19 protein-coding genes, 1 other RNA gene and 1 other annotated feature are annotated in these 21804 nt (G+C 42.9%); of the genes, 16 read left to right on the top strand and 4 right to left on the bottom strand.

Translation table 11 applies throughout. The features are described 5' to 3' along the window. Together tgt and yajC are read left to right on the top strand one after the other, a co-directional pair. Positions 1–1146, top strand: coding sequence for a tRNA guanosine(34) transglycosylase Tgt (gene tgt, locus MHB41_RS12370; protein WP_024423141.1), 1146 nt, complete (start codon positions 1–3; stop codon positions 1144–1146). A 47-nt stretch (positions 1147–1193) separates the two neighbouring features. Beyond that, complete coding sequence (gene yajC, locus MHB41_RS12365; RefSeq protein WP_008360993.1) at positions 1194–1460, top strand: preprotein translocase subunit YajC; 267 nt, start codon at positions 1194–1196, stop codon at positions 1458–1460. Positions 1461–1509: 49 nt separating this feature from the next. Here yajC and MHB41_RS12360 read toward each other — a convergent pair whose 3' ends face one another. Then, positions 1510–1887 carry a TIGR04086 family membrane protein gene (locus MHB41_RS12360; RefSeq protein ID WP_340900085.1) on the bottom strand — a complete coding sequence of 126 codons (378 nt, stop codon included), beginning with the start codon at positions 1885–1887 and terminating at the stop codon, positions 1510–1512. 152 nt (positions 1888–2039) lie between these two features. Here MHB41_RS12360 and MHB41_RS12355 point away from each other — a divergent pair, with 152 nt between their 5' ends. After that, positions 2040–2702 carry a DUF421 domain-containing protein gene (locus MHB41_RS12355; RefSeq protein WP_034279889.1) on the top strand — a complete coding sequence of 221 codons (663 nt, stop codon included), beginning with the start codon at positions 2040–2042 and terminating at the stop codon, positions 2700–2702. 1 nt (position 2703) lies between these two features. On the opposite strand, the gene spoVB is transcribed toward MHB41_RS12355, so the two are convergent. Further along, positions 2704–4254, bottom strand: a complete 1551-nt coding sequence (gene spoVB, locus MHB41_RS12350; protein WP_046311918.1) for a stage V sporulation protein B — start codon at positions 4252–4254, stop codon at positions 2704–2706. Positions 4255–4370: 116 nt separating this feature from the next. On the opposite strand from spoVB, the gene MHB41_RS12345 reads away from it, so the two are divergent. The 8 genes from MHB41_RS12345 to dtd all read left to right on the top strand — a co-directional run bounded on the left by MHB41_RS12345 (position 4371) and on the right by dtd (position 13820). Next, the gene (locus MHB41_RS12345; protein WP_003216788.1) at positions 4371–4667 is read left to right on the top strand and encodes a post-transcriptional regulator; all 297 of its coding nucleotides are present in this window, start codon (positions 4371–4373) and stop codon (positions 4665–4667) included. Positions 4668–4708: 41 nt separating this feature from the next. Next, positions 4709–6937: a protein translocase subunit SecDF gene (gene secDF / locus MHB41_RS12340; RefSeq protein ID WP_034279892.1), complete on the top strand. Its 2229-nt coding sequence runs from the start codon at positions 4709–4711 to the stop codon at positions 6935–6937. A gap of 186 nt (positions 6938–7123) precedes the next feature. Continuing rightward, a complete protein-coding gene (locus MHB41_RS12335) occupies positions 7124–7612 on the top strand; it encodes a cation:proton antiporter regulatory subunit (RefSeq protein WP_041115109.1) in 489 nt (162 codons plus the stop codon). Positions 7613–7713: 101 nt separating this feature from the next. Further along, complete coding sequence (locus tag MHB41_RS12330) at positions 7714–8064, top strand: lipopolysaccharide assembly protein LapA domain-containing protein (protein WP_024423135.1); 351 nt, start codon at positions 7714–7716, stop codon at positions 8062–8064. Positions 8065–8145: 81 nt separating this feature from the next. Then, positions 8146–10470 (top strand): single-stranded-DNA-specific exonuclease RecJ, encoded by a 2325-nt coding sequence (gene recJ, locus MHB41_RS12325; RefSeq protein WP_217008788.1) that lies wholly within the window; start codon positions 8146–8148, stop codon positions 10468–10470. A 23-nt stretch (positions 10471–10493) separates the two neighbouring features. Further along, positions 10494–11006 (top strand): adenine phosphoribosyltransferase, encoded by a 513-nt coding sequence (locus MHB41_RS12320; RefSeq protein ID WP_034279900.1) that lies wholly within the window; start codon positions 10494–10496, stop codon positions 11004–11006. A gap of 141 nt (positions 11007–11147) precedes the next feature. Continuing rightward, a complete protein-coding gene (locus tag MHB41_RS12315) occupies positions 11148–13358 on the top strand; it encodes a bifunctional (p)ppGpp synthetase/guanosine-3',5'-bis(diphosphate) 3'-pyrophosphohydrolase (protein WP_034279902.1) in 2211 nt (736 codons plus the stop codon). 18 nt (positions 13359–13376) lie between these two features. Beyond that, positions 13377–13820, top strand: a complete 444-nt coding sequence (gene dtd / locus MHB41_RS12310; RefSeq protein ID WP_034279904.1) for a D-aminoacyl-tRNA deacylase — start codon at positions 13377–13379, stop codon at positions 13818–13820. A 97-nt stretch (positions 13821–13917) separates the two neighbouring features. On the opposite strand, the gene MHB41_RS12305 is transcribed toward dtd, so the two are convergent. Beyond that, positions 13918–15498 carry an SH3 domain-containing protein gene (locus tag MHB41_RS12305; protein WP_217008789.1) on the bottom strand — a complete coding sequence of 527 codons (1581 nt, stop codon included), beginning with the start codon at positions 15496–15498 and terminating at the stop codon, positions 13918–13920. 137 nt (positions 15499–15635) lie between these two features. On the opposite strand from MHB41_RS12305, the gene MHB41_RS12300 reads away from it, so the two are divergent. From MHB41_RS12300 to MHB41_RS12280, 5 genes are all read left to right on the top strand, one after another. Then, entirely contained in the window at positions 15636–15806 is a 171-nt protein-coding gene (locus MHB41_RS12300; protein ID WP_003216250.1) for a YrzK family protein, read from the top strand. A 58-nt stretch (positions 15807–15864) separates the two neighbouring features. Continuing rightward, positions 15865–16104: a binding site (T-box leader), on the top strand. 73 nt (positions 16105–16177) lie between these two features. Beyond that, positions 16178–17452, top strand: coding sequence for a histidine--tRNA ligase (gene hisS / locus MHB41_RS12295; protein ID WP_217008790.1), 1275 nt, complete (start codon positions 16178–16180; stop codon positions 17450–17452). Between the two features lie 18 nt (positions 17453–17470). Continuing rightward, positions 17471–19249 (top strand): aspartate--tRNA ligase, encoded by a 1779-nt coding sequence (gene aspS, locus MHB41_RS12290; protein WP_139142201.1) that lies wholly within the window; start codon positions 17471–17473, stop codon positions 19247–19249. Between the two features lie 76 nt (positions 19250–19325). Then, a non-coding RNA gene (ssrS, locus tag MHB41_RS12285) (6S RNA) lies at positions 19326–19506 on the top strand. A 92-nt stretch (positions 19507–19598) separates the two neighbouring features. After that, the gene (locus MHB41_RS12280; protein WP_024423127.1) at positions 19599–20363 is read left to right on the top strand and encodes a tRNA threonylcarbamoyladenosine dehydratase; all 765 of its coding nucleotides are present in this window, start codon (positions 19599–19601) and stop codon (positions 20361–20363) included. 33 nt (positions 20364–20396) lie between these two features. Here the strand turns inward: MHB41_RS12280 and MHB41_RS12275 are convergent, their stop codons facing one another. Next, positions 20397–21662, bottom strand: coding sequence for a replication-associated recombination protein A (locus MHB41_RS12275; protein ID WP_025092426.1), 1266 nt, complete (start codon positions 21660–21662; stop codon positions 20397–20399). Positions 21663–21804 lie beyond the last annotated feature (142 nt).

The raw sequence follows: 21804 nt of genomic DNA, 5'->3' as shown, positions 1-21804 counted from the left end.
TTGTCGCAATTACCGATACGTTATGAGTTCATTAAATCATGTAAACAGACAGGTGCACGTCTTGGCCGCGTTCATACACCGCACGGCTCCTTTGAAACACCTGTATTTATGCCAGTAGGTACACTGGCTACAGTCAAAACAATGGCGCCTGAAGAATTAAAGGCTATGGATGCAGGCATCATCTTAAGCAATACGTACCACCTATGGCTCCGTCCAGGTCACGATATCGTAAAGGAAGCAGGCGGTCTGCACAAATTTATGAACTGGGATCGAGCCATCCTAACAGATTCAGGCGGATTCCAAGTTTTTTCATTGAGTGAATTTAGAAAAATTGAAGAAGAAGGCGTTCACTTCCGTAATCATTTAAACGGAGACAAGCTGTTCCTATCTCCTGAAAAAGCCATGGACATCCAAAATGCACTTGGCTCTGATATTATGATGGCATTTGATGAATGCCCGCCGTATCCTGCAGAGTACGATTATATGAAACGTTCTGTGGAGCGGACAAGCAGATGGGCAGAGCGCTGTCTAACAGCGCACCAGCGTCCTGAAGATCAAGGGCTGTTTGGGATTGTCCAAGGCGGAGAATACGAAGAGCTTCGAAAACAAAGTGCAAAAGACCTTGTTTCACTTGATTTCCCAGGTTACGCCATCGGAGGCTTATCTGTAGGGGAACCAAAAGATGTGATGAATCGTGTACTAGAGTTCACAACACCATTTTTACCGGCAGACAAGCCGAGGTACCTAATGGGTGTCGGCTCACCAGACTCCTTAATTGACGGCGCCATTCGCGGTGTAGATATGTTTGACTGCGTACTGCCGACGCGAATTGCAAGAAACGGCACCTTGATGACAAGTGAAGGCCGTCTTGTTGTGAAAAATGCAAAATATGAGCGTGACTTTAGACCAATCGATGAAAACTGTGACTGCTATACATGTAAAAACTATACACGCGCCTATATTAGACATCTCATCAGAACAAATGAAACGTTCGGAATTCGATTAACAACTTATCATAATCTTCATTTTCTGTTAAAATTAATGGAGCAAGTGAGAGAAGCTATCCGTGAGGATCGTTTAGGTGATTTTAAAGAAGAGTTTTTTGAGCGTTACGGCTTTAACAAACCGAATGCGAAAAACTTTTAACGCATAAACGAAAGGCTTTACAATGCTTTAGAAAGGGGTGAAATAGAATGGATGGTGGTATGGGTTCAATCATTATGATTGTTGTCATGTTTGCTGTGCTTTACTTCTTGTTAATCCGTCCACAGCAAAAGCAACAGAAAGCTGTGCGTCAGATGCAGCAATCTTTATCAAAAGGCGATAAAATCGTCACAATCGGTGGTTTACACGGTGAAATCGACTCAATTGATGAATCAAAAGTGGTCATCAAAACAAGCGAAAACAACCGTTTAACTTTCGATCGTCGTGCTATTAGAGAATTAGCTGACAAAGGCTAATCCTCTGATACATAGCCATAAAAAAAAGAGCGATATAACCGCTCTTTTTTTATTTGCCTCGAAGATTGACGCCAATCATTCCCCCCAGCATACAAATGCCTAAAAATGCTCCATGATAGATAAACTGCTCTGGTGAAAACGTTTTTCCAAATCCCAAATATTGAAATAGAAATACAGTGAGGGAAAAAATGATAGACGTGACCGCACCAATCAGCCAGCCACGCTCCTTTGCTTTCCCTCCAGAAATGATGCCTCCTAATAAAAGGGCAGAAAAGGACAAAATCATAATCATCCATTTAAATGATGTTTCCTGCATACTTGTGAATGTAAGCATGAGCGACACAAGTAAACTTGTGACAACCATCACGACAAAAATGGCAATTAAGCCGGATAAAATGCCTTTTCCAATATGTTTCGTTTCCTGCATGTAGATTCGTCTCCTCTCCAATTGAACGAAGCTTGTCTTTTACTAAAATGTATTCACAGTGAAGAAAAAATAGACATGTTTCAGACGTTTCTTTTCTACATAAATAAAGTGTTTTGACACAAGCTATGTTGGAGAAGGAGGGTTTACATCACATGCAGGATATCTTGATCATTTCCATGAGAACCATCATTTTATATTTTCTTATTTGGTTTATATTTCGCTTAATGGGCAAAAGGGAAATTGGCGAGCTGAGCATTTTAGATCTAGTCATTTTTATGATGATCGCAGAAATTGCGGTTCTCGCCATAGAAGAAGTAGAGGATCACATGTTACATACGGTATGGCCAATCCTGCTGTTAACCTTCATTCAAATCACGCTTGCTTACCTCTCATTGAAATTCCAAGGCGTCCGGCGCTTTCTTGACGGCAAACCGGCCCTGCTCATCATCAATGGGAAAATAGACGAGGGTGCAATGAGAAAACAGCGATACAATTTTGATGACCTTCTCATTCAATTAAGAGAAAATAACATCGACAGCATTCAGGATGTCTCTTACGCCATTTTAGAGCCGTCTGGAAAGCTCGCCGTTGTCGAAAAAGAAAACAAGCGCAAACATGCAGCGCTTGAGCTTCCACTTGTTGCGGACGGTGTCGTGCAGCATGACCATCTTAAGCAAATCAATCAAAATGAACAGTGGCTGAAAGATGAGCTTGCTAAAAGAGGCTATCATGATATCGATCAAATCTCTTACTGCAGCTTTAATCAAAAAACATTTTATATTGATTTGAAAGATGAAGTGATCAAAAAGAGATGAGCTAAAACAGCTTCCCAATGAACGGGATGCGGCGCAGCTCTTCTCGTTTCACTAGCCCTAGGCAGATTAATAGAATGACATAGAGCGTGCACGTAACAAAAATGAGCGTCACAAGTTCAATAGGAGCAGAAAAGAGTCCGTCTACTTGAGATTTCAGCCAAAGGCTGACAGCCCCTGTACCGATAATCACAAGGACGCATAGTCCATATTCCTTTAATGGTAAATGAATAGGCAGCACCTTTCCAACAGTTGCCGCATGGAGCAGCGTGACAAGGATGATGCCGATTAAGATCGCAAGTGCTGCGCCCATAATGCCAAAGCCAGGCTGGGAAGCAAGGACAAAAATCATCCCTGTTTTCACAATTGCACCTATCAGGCTGTTGGTCATCGCCGCACCAGCTAAATTGAGTGCTTGAAGCACGGCTTGAAGGGGCCCTTGAAAATAATAAAGAAGGAAAAATGGCGCCATGAATTTCACATAAATGGCCGCGTGCGATGAACCATACATAAAGAGTGTTAAATCTTCTGCGTAAACGAAAAGAATAATACATGAAATGCCTCCGCTGAGTAAACAAAGGCGCATCGCCTGCTTCAGCCGGTATTCGACCGTTTTACGTTTGTTCTGCTCCATTCCTTCACTGATCGCCGGAACTAATGCAGTGGAGAGTGAATACGTAATAAAACTAGGCAGTGTCAAAAGGGTCAGAGCAAGACCAGTCAACTCCCCGTACTGCCTTGTCGCCTCTACAGCTGCATAACCAGCAATGGCAAGACTTTGCGCGACAACAATCGGCTCTAAAAACCACGAAATATTCCCGATAAAACGGCTGCCTGTTGTTGGCAGGGCAATGCTCATCAGCTGTTTAAACGTGTCCTTCCCGTCATGAATCGCCTTAAAAAATCGTTTTCGAATACGAATCGTCTTTTTATAGCGGAAGGCGATCAGTAAGTAAGCAAGTGAAATCATCTCTCCAATCACAGATGAAATCATCGCACCTGCTGCCGCATATTCAATCCCGTAAGGAAGGAAAGCCGTTGTACATACTGCCACTAGTGAAATTCTTGCGACCTGCTCCAGAACTTGAGACATCGCAAGCGGGCTCATCTGCTGTCTGCCCTGGAAATAGCCTCTTAACACACTGGAAATGGCGATGACTGGTACGACGGGTGTAATGGCAAGCAGTGGATAGACCGTTCTAGGATCAGTCAGCATATTTTCTGCCATGATGGGCGCAAACCATAAAAAGAGCGGCGTGAATATCAGGCTGAGTGTTCCTGTTATCGCAAGGGACATGACCAGAATACGTTTTGTTTTCTGTTTGTCACCCCGGGCTTCTGCTTCTGCGACAAGCTTACTAATGGCGACAGGCAGTCCGAATTGTGTGAGCGTTACGGCGAGAAAAAAGGTAGGTGCAGCCATCATATAAAGCCCGACCCCTTCTTCGCCAATGAACCTCGCAATGACAATTCGATTGACAAAACCCAATATTCTCGTGATAAAACCTGCTAAAATTAAAATAATGGTCCCCTTTAAAAACGTTTGCTTCGTCAAATCACAGATCACCTGCCTTCTCAAACGACATAGAATCATATACAATAAGATATGCGTGTATATCGTCCAAGCATGACAAGTCTCTCGATAAAAAACTGAAAAGGGGGAGCTACGCAATGACACAACACCCAGCTGCTATATACAAAGACCATTTAAAGCCTTTTCTGTTCAGTAAGCTTGAAGAATTCATCGTTTTGGGCTATAAAGATGTAGATTTAGAGGAATTATGGTCATACTTAGAGAATAAGAAGTGGAAGAAAAAACAAGAGTATCCGATTCATGAAATGGTTGCAGATATTTTATCTGTGAAAATAGGCGAATTTATGAACTATGCAACCGTTCAGTCGTTTAAAACGTCTGCTTTTTTGGACAGTGAAGATGGCAAGAATATGCTTGATGAACTGTTGAAATAAGCCATCTTAATGGATTCAGGTGTTTAAGGAGGAAATACATAATGAAAAAAGGGCGCATTCTTGCGTTTTTCTTAGTGGTTCTGTTAATCGGAACTGGCGTGGGCTTACTGACAAAGCCTGTTGCGAAAGATATGACGCTAGGGCTGGATTTACAGGGTGGATTTGAAGTTCTGTATGATGTACATCCAGTGAAAAAAGAGGACAAGATCACAAATAGTGTTCTCGTTAGTACAGTGGAAGCTCTTAACCGAAGAGCCAATGTGCTAGGTGTAAGTGAGCCGAACATCTCGATTGAAGGCAATAATCGTATCCGTGTGCAGCTTGCAGGGGTAAAAGATCAAAACAGAGCTAGGGAGATTCTTTCCACTGAAGCACAGCTATCCTTCAGAGATACGAATGATAAAGAACTTCTTAACGGGGCTGACCTAGTCGAAAACAGTGCAAAACAAACATTCAGTCAAACGAATGAGCCAATTGTGACGGTTAAACTAAAGGATGCGAAAAAATTTGGTGACGTCACAAGAAAAGTAGCGGCGATGGCGCCGAATAACCAGCTTGTCATTTGGCTTGATTATCACAAAGGAGATTCATTCAAAAAAGAAGTCTCAAAATCAAACCACAAGTATGTATCTGCACCAAATGTGAATCAAGAGATTAACAGCAGTGACGTACAAATTGAAGGGAAATTTACTGTCCAAGAGGCAAAAGACCTCGCAAGTATTTTAAATGCCGGGGCATTGCCAGTAAAATTAACAGAAAAATATTCCACATCTGTGAGTGCACAGTTTGGTGAACAAGCACTGAACGAAACAGTGTTCGCAGGAATTGTAGGAATCGCATTTATCTTCTTATTCATGCTGCTTTATTACCGATTACCTGGTCTTATAGCTGTCATCACACTCTCAGCCTATATCTACATTACGCTGCAAGTGTTTGACTGGATGGGCGCGGTCATGACACTGCCTGGAATTGCCGCACTTATTCTAGGGGTAGGGATGGCTGTTGATGCCAACATTATTACTTATGAGCGGATCAAAGAAGAGCTGAAGCTCGGCAAATCTGTCCGTTCTGCTTTCAGGTCAGGGAACCGCAGATCATTTGCGACCATCTTTGATGCAAACTTAACAAGTATTATTGCCGGCGGAGTGCTGTTCTTCTTCGGGACAAGCTCTGTAAAAGGATTTGCAACAATGCTCATCCTCTCGATTTTAACAAGCTTTATCACGGCTGTATTCCTATCAAGATTCCTTCTTGGACTGCTTGTAGAAAGCCGTGCGCTCGACCGCAAAAAAGGCTGGTTTGGTGTCCGCAAAAAAGACATCATGAGTATCCACGAAACAACAGAAAATACCGAACCGAAAACGCCATTTGATAAATGGGATTTCGTCAGCAAACGTAAAGGCTTTATGATTTTCTCCATAGCTGTTACTATTGCGGGAATCATCGTCCTTTCGATCTTCAAGCTCAATGCTGGTATTGACTTTGCTAGTGGAACGAGAATCGATGTTCAAAGCGATCACAAGCTGACAACTGCACAAGTAGAGCAAGACTTTAAAAAGCTTGGTCTTGAAGCAGACAGTGTTGTGCTGTCGGGGCAAAAAGAAAATCAAGCAGCTGCTCGATTTGTCGGGGTGCCGAACAAAGAAAAAATCGCTGAAGTGAAGGATTACTTCAAAGATAAATACGGCACTGAGCCGAACGTAAGTACAGTATCACCGACTGTCGGAAAAGAACTTGCCCGTAATGCGCTGTATGCCGTCATCATTGCTTCCATTGGGATCATTTTATATGTATCCGTCCGTTTTGAGTATAAGATGGCGATTGCGGCGATTATCTCACTGCTGTACGATGCATTCTTTATTGTCGCCTTCTTTAGTATTACGCGCTTAGAGGTGGATGTCACCTTCATTGCCGCGATCCTCACGGTCATTGGGTACTCGATCAACGACACGATCGTTACCTTCGACAGGGTTCGTGAGCAAATGAAGAAACGTAAACCGAAAACCATTGAAGATCTATCGTACATTGTGAACTTAAGCTTACAGCAAACCTTTACGCGATCTGTCAACACGGTGCTGACTGTACTTGTCGTTGTTGTCGCACTGCTTATCTTCGGATCAGCGTCGATTACAAACTTCTCCATCGCCTTACTTGTCGGCTTATTAACAGGGGTGTACTCATCCCTTTATATCGCGGCACAAATTTGGCTGATGTGGAAAGGCCGTGAGCTGAAAAAACCAGCTAAGATTGATACAGATCAAGATATTTAATCTAGAAAGACTGCCTTTTTCGGCAGTCTTTTTCTATCGATTTTTCTGAAAATAAGATGATTCGAAAAAACATTTCGGGTTTCATTGATCTTAAAATGGTCTTTTGCTATAATGACTTACGTTTAGACCAGTATAGAAAGCAAGTGTCTGTTTAGGCATTTGGCTTTATTCATTGGAGGGGCTGTTATGAAGGTTCGGGAAACTGAACTGCCAGGTATCGGTCATAAAGCCGAAATGATCACAAGAAATAATGAGAAGCTTGCCATCATTACACATGATGACGGCAGAAGAGAAATGTATCATTTTCAGGAGGACGACCATGAAGAAACGATTTCTGGCATCCTGCTAAACGATGAAGAAGCAAGACAAATTGCGGCTATTTTAGGCGGCATGGTCTATAAGCCGAAAGCGCTTGAAACCGTAGAGGTAGCCATTGATGAACTGGTGATTGAATGGTTTAAAATTGAAAAGAATGCACCAGCTGTTCAAAGAAGCATCGGTGACCTCAATGTTCGCCAAAACTATCAAGTAACAGTCATCGCCATTGTGAGAAAATCACATGAGAAGATTTTAAATCCAGGACCAGATACCATCATCGAAGAAGGGGATACCCTTGTCATTTCTGGAGAAAGAAAAGAATTAAAGAATCTGATTAAAGAAAAACTCAGCAGCTGATGATGCCCATGCTGATAGGTTTTCTTCCACTGCTTTCTTTCGGTGTTTAAAAAAGGCAGCGAAAAGGGAAGAATAAAAGAAAAAGCTTGGGGGATATGTAGATGAACAAACAACAATGGACCATCATACTCGCATTTATTTTCGTATTAATTGTCTCAGTATTTGCCGTGATTAATGTACGGCCTGTCGAGGTACACTACTTATTTGGAACGGCTGAATGGCCGCTGATCCTTGTCATTATCGGTTCAGTTTTAATGGGCGGGCTGATTGTGGCATTTGCAGGAATCTTCCAAATTGTGAAACTGAAACGTGAACTAAAAGCATTAAAAGCTGAGCGTGCAGCCGCTGCACCTGCTGCTTCGACGAAAAAGGCAGACAAAGATCTTCAAAAAAAATCTCATGTCACGCCTTTAAAAGAACAGCCAGCATCATTTGACCGGAAGGAAAAATAATCTTCCAGCACAATTTCATAAAATAAAAATTGAAACCCCTCAGGCCACTCTAGTATAATAGTGTGGTTGAGGGGTGAATTTATGTTATTATCCAAAATGCGCTGGGAATATGAACATCCAAGCGAAGAAAAAGTGAAATCACTCTCTGAAAATCTGAATATTTCAGCGCTGACTGCATCGCTTCTCGTAAAAAGAGGACTTGAAGAAGTAGAAGAGGCGAGGTCTTTTTTATTTGATCAAAAAGCCGAATTTCATGATCCATTTCTATTAAAAGGAATGAAAGAAGCAGTAGAGCGCATCAACAAAGCGATCGAAGAGCAGGAATCGATTGTGATCTTCGGAGACTATGATGCAGATGGTGTGACAAGTACGTCTGTACTTTTACATACATTAAAAGAGCGGTCTGCGATAGTAGACTTTTATATTCCAGATCGATTTAAAGAAGGCTATGGGCCTAATGAACAGGCATTTCGATATATCAAGGAGCAAGGAGCATCGCTTGTCATCACGGTCGATACAGGCATTGCTGCTGTAAATGAAGCACGTATTGCAAAAGAAATAGGGTTAGACCTAATCATTACAGATCACCATGAACCAAGTGAGGAGCTGCCTGAGGCACTTGCTATTGTCCATCCTAAGCAGCCTGGCTGTGAGTATCCCTTTAAAGAACTTGCTGGTGTAGGCGTAGCGTTTAAAGTGGCGCATGCACTGCTTGGGAAGCTGCCAGTTCAGCTGTTAGATCTTGCAGCAATCGGGACAATCGCGGATCTTGTACCGCTTCATGATGAGAATAGATGGCTCGCCAAAAAAGGCCTTGTGCAGCTTCGGCAGTCGAATAGACCGGGGCTGAAAGCGTTATTGAAAGAAGCGGGAGCCACTCTAGAAGAAGCCAATGAGGAAACGGTCGGCTTTCAAATTGCGCCAAGGCTGAATGCTGTAGGACGAATTGAACAGGCAGATCCTGCCGTTCATCTTCTGATGACTGAGGATAAGGATGAAGCAGAAGAGCTCGCTCGTTTTGTACAGGAACTGAATAAAGAACGTCAAAAGATTGTCAGTACGATCACAGAAGAAGCCATTCAAATGGTGGAAGAAACGCCTGATGACCAGTCTGCGATCGTTGTAGCGAAAGCTGGCTGGAATCCGGGCGTTGTCGGAATTGTTGCCTCTAAATTGACGGATACTTTTTCTCGTCCGGCGATTGTGCTTGGAATAGATGAAGAGACGCAAATGGCAAAAGGATCAGCCCGGAGTATTCCTGGCTTCGATCTGTTTTTCCATCTAAGCAAATGCCGCGACATCCTGCCGCATTTCGGGGGGCACCCGATGGCAGCAGGGATGACACTTCGAGCGGATGATGTCGCTTTACTAAGGGAAAGATTAAATCAATATGCAAATGAAACATTGACGGAAGAAGATTTTATTCCAATACAGCGGGTCGATGCCGTGTGCAAGGTAGACGAATTGACGGTTGAAGCGATTGAGGAAGCGGGGATGCTGTCACCATTCGGTATGTCAAACCCAAAACCGTTCATTATGATTGAAGATGCGAAGCTTGAAGATATCCGAACGATTGGGGCAAATCACAACCATATTAAAATGTCTCTGAAAGACGAAGACAAGCTGCTTGACTGTGTCGGTTTTCACCAAGGGAAATTAAAAGAAGAAATTGTTCCAGGAAGCCGCATTTCCGTGATTGGAGAAATGTCCGTCAATGAATGGAATAACCGGAAGAAGCCCCAGCTGATGCTAAAAGATGCACGAGTTGATGAATGGCAGCTGTTTGATCTGCGCGGGAAAAAGGATTGGGAGAAGAAAGTCTCGACACTTGATTCAGAAAAATCTTTGGTTGTCTGTTTTGATGAAGCAACAAAACAGGACGTCGATATCCCCATTCATCATGTTCATGCAGAAAATGTATCAACGTTTGATGTACAGGGCAAATATGTGGTCTTTGCGGATGTTCCCGCAGATGAGCAATTGCTGAAGCAGCTTTTAGAAAATCAAAAGCCTGCCAGAATTTATACGGTTTTTCAAAGAAAAGAAGATCATTTTATGTCCTCTTTCCCAAGCCGTGACCAATTCAAATGGTTTTATGGGTTCTTGTTTAAACGGGGAAGTTTTCCTATCAAAGAACAAGGAATGGACCTTGCCAAACATAGAGGCTGGACAAAAGATACAATCATTTTTATGACAAAGGTGTTTTTTGAACTCGGTTTTGTTAAAATAGAGAATGGTGTGCTGTCAATAGTACTTGATGCCCCTAAAAAAGATTTAACGGCATCAGCATCCTATACAGCAAAACAACGATTGATGGAACTCGATCAAACACTAACATATTCCTCAGCTAAAGAGCTGAAGGAATGGCTGAATAGCATGATGAGCGAAGTCTCACCTGTGCTTTGACGTACGAGGAGGAAAAGGAAAAGATGGATTTAAAACAATATGTGACAGTTGTACCTGACTACCCAAAGGAAGGTGTACAATTTAAAGATATTACAACGTTAATGGATAAAGGCGAAGTGTACCGTTATGCAACGGATCAAATCGTTGATTACGCGAAGGAAAGAGACATTGATCTCATTGTTGGACCTGAAGCGCGTGGATTCATTATTGGCTGCCCTGTAGCATACGCACTTGGTGTAGGTTTTGCACCGGTTCGTAAAGAAGGAAAGCTTCCTCGTGAAGTCGTTAAAGTCGATTACGGCTTGGAATATGGTAAAGATGTATTAACGATTCATAAAGATGCGATTCGTCCTGGTCAGCGTGTCCTGATTACAGATGACTTACTTGCGACTGGTGGAACAATTGAAGCGTCCATTAAGCTTGTAGAGGAATTAGGCGGCGTTGTGGCAGGGATTGCATTTTTGATTGAACTGACGTATCTGGACGGCAGAAAGAAGCTTGACGGCTACGACATCATGACGTTAATGCAATACTAATGGAGTTTTCGTAAAAAGCACTCAGTAAGAAGGGTGCTTTTTTCCTATCAAAAATCTTTTAGCGGACTTCTTCTCTTTACATCTATCGAATTTTTCTTGATAATAAACTACAATACAGTTTTCATTTAAAAAGGTGATTCCATGGCGAACGAACAAGTTTTAACGGCGCAGCAGGTCATTGACAAGGCAAGAGAATACCTGTCCGCTGAACATATTCAATTTATAGAGCGAGCATATGAATATGCTGAAAATGCACACAAGGAGCAATACCGGAAATCTGGTGAGCCCTATATTATCCATCCAATTCAAGTGGCGGGTATTCTTGTTGATCTTGAAATGGACCCATCAACCATTGCAGGCGGTTTCCTGCACGATGTAGTTGAGGATACAGATGTGACATTACAGGATTTAAAAGAGCATTTTAACGAGGAAGTAGCAATGCTTGTTGATGGTGTCACAAAGCTCGGGAAGATTAAATATAAATCACAAGAAGAACAGCAGGCCGAAAACCATCGAAAAATGTTTGTTGCAATGGCGCAGGATATCCGCGTGATCTTGATTAAGCTGGCAGACCGTCTTCATAATATGAGAACGCTCAAGCATCTTCCGCAGGAAAAGCAGCGGAGAATTTCAAATGAAACACTTGAAATCTTTGCACCGCTTGCGCACAGATTAGGGATTTCAAAGATTAAGTGGGAGCTTGAAGATACAGCACTCCGCTATTTAAATCCGCAGCAATATTACCGGATTGTGAATCTGATGAAGCGCAAACGAGCGGAACGTGAGGAATACTTGGACGAGGTTGTCAATGAAGTGAAAGACCGCGTGTCTGAGGTAAACATCAAGGCTGAATTTTCCGGCAGACCAAAACATATTTATAGTATTTATCGCAAAATGGTCTTGCAAAATAAGCAGTTTAATGAAATTTATGATCTGCTTGCCGTTCGTATTTTGGTTGACAGCATTAAAGACTGTTATGCTGTGCTCGGGATTATCCATACGTGCTGGAAGCCGATGCCAGGCAGGTTTAAGGATTATATTGCGATGCCAAAGCCGAACATGTACCAGTCTCTTCATACAACGGTGATTGGACCAAAAGGCGATCCGCTTGAAGTTCAGATCCGTACAGTGGAAATGCATGAAATCGCAGAATACGGGATTGCGGCACACTGGGCATACAAAGAAGGTAAAGAGTCAGCAGAATCAACGGAAGAAGCGGTCTTCCAGAAGAAGCTCTCTTGGTTTAGAGAAATTCTTGAATTTCAAAACGAATCCACAGATGCAGAAGAATTTATGGAGTCGTTAAAGATTGATCTTTTCTCTGATATGGTGTTTGTGTTTACTCCAAAAGGAGACGTCATTGAACTGCCGTCGGGCTCAGTTCCAATTGATTTCTCTTACCGGATTCACTCGGAAATTGGGAATAAAACGATCGGTGCCAAGGTCAATGGCAAGATGGTCACACTCGATCACAAACTAAAAACAGGTGACATTATTGAAATTCTGACATCAAAGCACAGCTACGGGCCAAGTCAGGATTGGGTCAAGCTTGCCCAAACCTCCCAAGCGAAGCACAAGATCAGACAGTTTTTCAAAAAACAGCGCCGTGAAGAAAATGTCGAAAAAGGCCGAGAGCTCGTGGAGAAAGAGATCAAAAACCTTGAGTTTGATGTCAAAGACATTCTGACCGCTGAAAACCTGCAAAAAGTGGCTGACAAATTTAATTTTTCAAACGAAGAGGACATGTATGCAGCAGTTGGATATAACGGCATTACTGCACTGCAGGTCGCCAATCGTTTAACGGAAAAAGAAAGAAAACAAAGAGATCAAGAAGAGCAAGAGAAAACCGTTCAAGAAGTGACGGTGGAGCCAAAGACGTATCACGGGAAAAAACGGGAAGCTGGCGTAAGGGTCAAAGGAATTGATAACCTGCTTGTCCGCTTATCTAAGTGCTGTAATCCTGTTCCTGGCGATAGCATTGTCGGTTTTATTACGAAGGGCCGAGGCGTATCTGTTCACCGCGACGACTGTCCGAACGTGAAGACAGGAGAAGCACAGGAGCGGTTAATTCCCGTCGAGTGGGAGCATGAGCAGCCTGCTCAAAACCGTAAAGAATACAATGTGGAAATTGAAATATTAGGATATGATAGACGCGGCTTACTCAATGAGGTGCTTCAAGCAGTCAACGAAACCAAAACGAACATCTCCTCTGTTTCTGGGAAGTCTGATCGTAACAAAGTGGCGACGATCCATATGGCGATCTTTATCCAAAATATTAATCACTTGCACAAAGTGGTCGAACGCATTAAACAAATCAAAGACATTTACTCTGTTCGCCGATTCATGAATTAGAAAGGAAGTATATCGTCTATGAGGCTTGTTGTGCAGCGTGTGACAAATGCATCTGTGAAGGTAGAAGAAGAGATCACAGGTGCCATCAACGAAGGATATATGGTGCTTGTTGGTGTCACACACGAAGATACAGAAGAAGATGTGCTTTACTTAGCTGAAAAGCTTGCACATTTACGTATTTTTGAAGATGAAAATGGGAAAATGAATCGTTCATTATTGGACATAAAAGGAAGCGTTCTGTCTGTATCGCAATTTACCCTATATGGTGATACGAGAAAGGGCAGACGGCCGAATTTTATGAAAGCCGCCAAGCCGGATGCAGCTAACTCGCTTTATGAATGTTTCAATAAAACCCTTAGAGAAAAAGGCATCCATGTGGAAACTGGCCGTTTTGGTGCGATGATGGACGTGACATTGACCAATTCAGGACCAGTCACGATCTTGATGGACAGCAAAGAATAGATTCTCTTTAGACTGTAGATGAACTCGTGCGGGAGTTTGTTTAGAGTCTTTTTCTTTTGCGGATAAACAAAAAAGAGGCGCAGTGGCCTCTTTCTTTTTAACGGAAATATTGTTTTAATCCTTCAGTCATTCCTTCTGTGACTCGTTCTTGGTAAGAGGCGCTATAAATGATCGCTTCCTCCTGAGGATTGCTTAAATACCCGAGTTCATATAAAAGGGAAGGGCGTTTGTTTTCTCTTAAAACAAAGTAATCTCCGAATTTGACACCCTTATCAGGGATTTGAGAGCGTTTTGCGACTTCTGAATGAACGCTTGACGCTAATTGCTGATCTTTTGCTGCTTGATAATAATACGCTGTACTTCCTCTAACACTTTGATCCATAAAACTATCGTAATGAAGACTAATAAATGCATCTGCATTTCGGTAATGAGATGTTGCCACCCTTGATTGAAGGCTGATAAAGGTATCATCACTTCTTGTTAAATATACATTTGCACCAGAAGCCCTTAATTTGCCTGCCAGTAAATTGGCGGTTTTGATGGTGATGTTCTTTTCAAAAGCACCGTCTGCGCCGATTGTGCCGCTGTCTTTTCCGCCATGACCAGGATCAAGAACAATCGTTTTTCCTTTTAAAGAACCAGTTCCAGACGATGAATCCTGCTGAGGTCTTGGCGCGTCGCTGCTATTTTTCTTCGTTTGAACGACCCAGCTCGCCACATAGCCGGTTCCGCCGTTTGATAGTGTCACCTCGTACCAGTCACCTTGCGTCCGAACGATATGATAGGCAGCTCCTTTTGTTGCTCTTTCTGCAATCCCAGCAGAGGTAGAAGCGCTTTTTCGAATATTGGTGCCATCATAGACAATGTACGCTTTTTGTTCAGAAGCCGAAGAGGATGAACTCTTTTCAGGTGCAGAGCCTGCTCCTTTGCCTGTGACAATGTAATAGCTTGCAACCCAGCCTTTTACGCCTTTCCCCTCAATTTCATACCAGCCGTTCTGCTCTCGCAAAATGGTGATCTGTGTGTTGCGGGCAAGTGAAGCGACGACTTGTGCATTTGGTGCGGCCGATTGCCTTACATTCAAGCTCGATACGCCAACTGTGCCTGTCTGGTTAGAGCGAGAGGACTCGCCGGAGCTTGATTGAGAAGTTTTCTGCCCCCCTGAAACATAATCAGAGTGAACCCAGCCTTCTGCTTGTTTATACGAAATTTTCGTCCATTCGCCGCTTGTCTCGAGCTTTTTAGCGGTAGCACCTTGCGGGAAAGTACCAATCACTTGATAGGAAGTCCCAGGGCCTGTCCGGATGCGAAGATCGGAAGCTGTCGATGTAATTGTACTGCCTCCAGCCGTGCTTTGACCTTGCGCCTTTGGCTTCGCGGATTTTTGAGCGCCGGATGATGTGGTAATCAGCCATGAGACGACCCAGCCTTTTTGTCCGTTTGATAATTGGATCTGCACCCATTCTCCTTGTTCAGTGAGAATGGGATAACTTTCGCCGCGTTTTACAACAGCTGCAATTCCATAGCTTAAACCAGGGCCCGTTCTCACATTGATTTCATCTGTTGCGACAACAGCTTGATCTGTTTGTGCTGTAGCATGTGTCATAGGCAAAGAACTCGCGATGAGAACAAAACAAGTAAGCAGCATCATCATTTGATTGTGTTTTTTCAGATTCAAAACGGTGTTTTCCCCTCCCTTGTAAAACCGATGAATGTTAATTCGTTATGTAGTGGATGAATTCCTTGCAGTTTCCCTAATAAAAATGAATCAATCTGTTTATACTAAATAAAAATGTGATAAAAGGATGTACAAACATGAGATTAAGCAGAAAATTAGGACGAGTGCAATATAATGGACATCGTGATATCGACCGCTGGCAGCACGACGAAATGGATCAGCCAGGCTTCCTTGAAGAGACCGCATCTGAATACGGATGTACGTCAAAAGAAGAGCTGGAAAAGAAAAAGAGGCACGGCAAGGGTTGACAGAGTGGCAGCACCGACCTTATTATAATATAAATCAACACACTTGAAAATTTAAAATGTGGAACTGATGATAGAGAATAGTAGGGTAAATTGCGTGAGCAGAGAGGAATCGCCTTAGGCTGAAAGCGAATCCGCATGGCATTTATCACGAAAGAACACTCTGTAGGTTTCCTGCTGAACGCTCTAAAAATGAGTCAATAGGCGGAGAACGTGAATCTGCGTTAAGGATTTGAGCGGGAACATGGCTGGATCATGTTCCAACTAGGGTGGCACCACGGGTATAACTCTCGTCCCTACTATACACATAGTAGAGGCGGGGGTTTTTTATATGTCCACATAAAAAATGAATGATGGTCGTAGGAGGACGAAAAATGAGTTTTAATATTCCAAGAGGCACACAGGATATTTTACCTGGAGAGTCAGAACGCTGGCAGTATGTTGAACAAATTGCGAGAGATACATGTGCAGCCTTTCAATACAAAGAAATCCGCACACCGATTTTTGAGCATACTGAGCTGTTTGCACGGGGAGTAGGCGAATCAACTGATATCGTTCAAAAAGAGATGTACACATTTGAAGATAAAAAAGGACGCAGCATCACACTTCGTCCAGAGGGAACAGCTTCAACCGTCCGTTCTTATGTTGAAAATAAATTGTTTGCACAGCCTGCTCAGCCAACAAAGCTGTATTACATCGGACCAATGTTCCGCTATGAACGTCCGCAAACAGGAAGATATCGTCAATTTTATCAATTTGGGATAGAAGCGATTGGTTCCAAAGATCCTGCCATTGATGCTGAGGTCATTTCGCTTGCGATGAGTGTGTATGAGAAAGCAGGTCTTTCCAACTTAAAGCTCGTCATTAACAGCCTTGGTGACAAAGAGAGCCGTGCAGACTACCGCAAAGCACTGGTCGAGCATTTTGAGCCAAGAATTGAGGAATTCTGTCACGACTGTCAAACGCGTTTACATCAAAATCCGCTTCGTATTCTTGATTGTAAAAAGGATCGTGATCATGAATTGATGGCAACAGCTCCATCCATTCAAGATTTCTTAAATGAAGAATCGCGGACTTATTTTGAAAAGGTTAAACAATACTTATCGGATATAAGCATTGAGTATGTCGTTGATCCAAATTTAGTACGCGGTCTTGATTACTACAATCACACAGCATTTGAGATCATGAGTAATGCAGAAGGCTTTGGTGCGATTACAACATTAGCCGGCGGCGGCCGTTATGATGGGCTCGTTGAAGGAATTGGCGGTCCTGAATCACCAGGGATCGGATTTGCGATGAGTATTGAGCGTTTCTTATCTGCGATCGATGCTGAAGGAATTGAGCTTCCTCTGCAAGATGGTATTGATCTATACATTGCTGCTCTCGGAGATGAAGCGAAGGATTATTCTGTTTCATTATTAAACCGTCTGAGAAAAGAAGGTATCTCAAGTGAAATGGACTATACAGGGAAGAAACTAAAAGGACAATTTAAAGCGGCTGATCGATTAAAAGCCAAATTTATTGCAGTTCTTGGTGAAGATGAGCTTGCGCAGCAAATTGTGAATGTGAAAGATACGACAACGGGTGAACAAATTGAAGTGAAGCTTGATGAGCTGATTCAAATGTTGAAGGCCCACCAGAAAGCGTAAAGAAGGAGTGGAATGTTTGTGTTTGGTAGAACTTTTTATTGTGGAGAAGTAACAGAAAACCAAATCGGTCAGTCAGTTGTATTAAAAGGATGGGTTCAAAAAAGGCGTGACCTAGGCGGATTAATCTTTATTGATTTGCGCGACCGTACAGGGATTGTACAAGTTGTCTTCAATCCAGACCTATCAAAAGAGGCGCTTGAGACAGCAGAATCAATTCGTAATGAATATGTCCTTGATATTAAAGGAACGGTTGTTGCAAGAGAAGAAGCAACGATCAACCCAAATTTAAAAACGGGCAAAATTGAAATTCAAGTCGAAACGGTCACCGTTTTAAATGAAGCGAAGACTCCTCCTTTTGTGATTTCAGATCAAGCAGATGAGGTATCAGAAGATGTTCGTTTAAAATATCGTTACCTGGATCTTCGCCGCCCTGCAATGTTTGAAACAATGAAAATGCGACATGAAGTCACAAAAGCATTCCGCCATTTCTTAGACGACAACGGCTTTCTAGACATTGAAACACCAATTTTAACGAAAAGTACCCCAGAAGGTGCGCGTGACTATCTTGTTCCAAGCCGTGTACACGAGGGAGAATTTTATGCATTGCCTCAGTCTCCGCAATTATTTAAACAATTGCTGATGGTTTCTGGAATGGACCGTTATTATCAAATTGCCCGCTGTTTTAGAGATGAAGACTTGCGTGCTGACCGTCAGCCGGAATTTACACAAGTCGATATTGAAATGTCCTTTATGAGTCAAGAGGATATCATGACGCTTGCTGAAGAGATGATGGCGAAGGTGATGAAAGATGTCAAAGGAGTAGACCTTACATTGCCATTACCTCGTATGACATACGATGAAGCGATGAATTCTTATGGATCTGATAAGCCGGATACACGCTTTGAGATGAAGCTGGTGAACATTTCAGACACGGTAAAAGACTCCGATTTCAAAGTGTTTAGCGGAGCTGTGAAAAATGGTGGGTCTGTGAAAGCCATCAATGTAAAAGGGGCTGCAGCGAACTACTCAAGAAAAGACATTGATGCACTTGGTGCATTTGCAGCGAACTACGGTGCAAAAGGTCTAGCTTGGCTAAAAGCAGAAGGGACTGAATTAAAAGGTCCGATCGCTAAATTCTTTGATGAAGCAAAGCAAGCTGAATTAAAAGAACAGCTGCAAGTTGAAGAAGGCGACCTTTTACTTTTTGTTGCAGATAAGACGTCTGTTGTCCATGATGCGCTTGGTGCACTTCGCTTAAAACTTGGTAAAGAGCTTGGACTGATCGATGAGTCTGTATTCAATTTCTTATGGGTTGTCGATTGGCCGCTGCTTGAAAAAGATGAAGAAGAAGGCCGCTTCTATGCTGCCCATCATCCATTCACAATGCCAGTTCGCGAGGATCTTGAATTAATTGAAACAAGCCCGGAAGACATGAAGGCACAGGCTTACGATCTTGTGCTGAATGGCTACGAGCTTGGCGGAGGTTCTATTCGTATTTTCGAAAAGGACATTCAAGAAAAAATGTTTGGCTTACTTGGTTTTTCAAAAGAAGAAGCTTACGAACAATTTGGCTTCCTGCTGGATGCGTTTGAGCACGGTGTTCCTCCGCATGGCGGAATCGCGCTGGGTCTTGACCGTTTAGTGATGCTGCTTGCAGGCCGCTCTAACTTAAGAGATACGATTGCATTCCCAAAAACGGCAAGTGCGAGCTGCGTTCTCACAGATGCCCCTGGCCATGTAAGCGAGGCGCAGCTTGATGAGCTGAGTTTAGCGATTAAAACAAAAGTAAAACAGTAAAATAGGCGCATGTTTATAGGTATGTAAACGCTTGAAAAAGAAATATGCCTATGATATGCTTTCATCAATAATAAATAAAGTCCTGATACGTACGGTGGTTACCTAGTTTTGACCGAACATTTTTTTATACGGGAGCTTGCCTTTCCTTTCTGCATAAATGCCTCTTTAGAGGACTTATAAAGTCAGGAAGAAAGCACCCACCTGCATGGTGCGGGGTTCAAAACGAAGGAAATGCTGGCGGCGTCATCGGGACTTTTTTGTGTTTTTTTCTTTTAGAGAAGGATGACGGAGAAGTCTGAATATGATATGATTCTTTCGATTCATTTTAAATAAAGGTGGAGTGAGGCACTTGTTACATCAGTTTTCAAGAAACGAGCTTGCCATTGGCAAGGAAGGCTTAAATATACTAAAAAACAGTACAGTTGCAGTGCTTGGTGTGGGCGGCGTTGGTTCATTCGCAGTTGAGGCACTCGCTCGTTCAGGCGTTGGCCGTATTGTTCTTGTTGATAAAGATGATATTGATATTACAAATGTAAATCGTCAGCTTCCAGCATTGCTATCAACAGTTGGCCAGCCAAAGGTTGACTTAATGCAGGCGAGAATCGCTGATATTAATCCAGAATGTGAAGTTGTCGCGCTGAAGATGTTTTATACAGAGGAAACATACGAGCAATTTTTTGAGTATCCGCTTGATTATGTCATTGATGCCTCAGATACCATTCACTATAAAATTCATTTAATGAAAGAGTGTCTGAAACGAGGTGTGAACATCATTTCAAGTATGGGAGCTGCGAACAAAACAGATCCGACACGCTTCAAAATTGATGATATTTCAAAAACACATACCGACCCTATTGCAAAAGTTGTGAGAACACGTCTGCGTAAGGAAGGGATTCGTAAAGGAATTGAAGTCATTTTCTCTGATGAAAGTCCAATTGTCATTCGCGAAGATGTCAGAAAAGAAGTTGGAAATGATGAAGCGAAGATTCGCAAGGCGCAAATGCCGCCATCATCCAATGCATTCGTTCCGTCTGTTGCCGGACTGATCATGGGTGGTCATGTCATTATGAAGCTTTTAAAAGATATTCCAATTACACGTGTGAAGGATAAATAAACAGCCCGCCTGCTGAAATGCAGGGGGCTTTTTTTATTTCTGGCGTTTTAAATTTTCATAGACCTGTTTCAATGCACCTTCAAATTTTCCGGTTTGTTTCGGTACATAGTATTGCTTGTTTTTCAGCGGATCAGGTAAATATTGCTGCTTCACCCAGCCGTTTTCGTAATCATGCGGGTATAAGTAATCGACGCCTCTTCCGAGTGCTGTGGCGCCTTTGTAGTGAGCATCCTTTAAATGAACTGGAACTTCTCCAATTTTCCCTGTACGAATGTCACCAAGTGCCGCATCAATCGCCTTATATGCCGAATTAGACTTAGGAGAAAGACACAGCTCAATCACTGCGTTCGCCAGTGGAATCCGTGCTTCTGGGAAACCGATTCTTTCTGCTGTTTGTACTGCGCTTAACACGCGGGGGCCAGCCTGCGGACTGGCTAAGCCAATGTCCTCGTAAGCCATCACGAGTAATCTCCTTGTAATGCTTTCAAGGTCTCCTGCTTCGATCAGTCTGGCAAGGTAATGCAGCGCCGCATCTGTATCAGATCCCCTAATGGATTTTTGAAAAGCCGAGAGGACATCATAATGAGCATCACCATTCTTGTCATGTGAGAAGCTCTTTTTTTGTAAACATTCTTCTGCTGCGGCAAGAGTGATTGTGATATGCCCTGTCTCATCAGCTTTTGTCGATAGGACAGCGAGCTCGAGTGCATTTAAAGCAGAACGCACGTCTCCTCCGCATCCATTGGCAAAATGATTCATCGCTTCATCGTCCACTGTCACCTCATAGCCGCCAAGCCCTCGATGCTCATCCTGTAAGGCTCTTGTTAACGCAGCTTTGATTTGCTCTGTTTCAAGCGGCTTCAGCTCGAATATTTGTGTCCGGCTTCGAATGGCAGGATTGATCGCATGGTAGGGATTAGCCGTCGTTGCCCCAATTAAAATGATCATGCCATTTTCTAAATAAGGAAGAAGAAAATCCTGCTTTCCTTTATCAAGCCGGTGGACTTCGTCTAAAATAAGGATCACCTGGCCGCTCATTTTCGCTTCAGCGGCAACAGCTTCCATATCCTTTTTGTTATGAATGACCGCATTCAGCGTTCGAAAAGCAATACTTGTACTGCCAGCAATCGCGGTTGCAATCGATGTTTTGCCGATGCCCGGCGGTCCGTATAAAATCATCGAGGATAAATGTTTTGCCTCGACCATTCGCCTAATAATTTGACCTTCTCCAACAAGATGCTCCTGCCCAATAATGTCTTCAATATGACTTGGGCGCATCCGGTACGCTAAAGGTTTCATAATTATCTCTCCTATAGCAATGTCTTGTTTGTATAGAGTACCGAAATTTCTTCAAATAGAAAAGGGATTCGTCCTTCTATCATGCTCAGAACCCGTAAATGAAAGTTGGCTGAAAGTATGATATAATTGCTTCTGGTCTATT

This window comes from Bacillus sp. FSL H7-0578, from assembly GCF_038630855.1.
Lineage (GTDB): Bacteria > Bacillota > Bacilli > Bacillales > Bacillaceae > Bacillus > Bacillus safensis.
The sequence above is the reverse complement of the archived record's forward strand: the minus strand, read 5'-3'. Positions and strand labels throughout refer to the sequence as shown.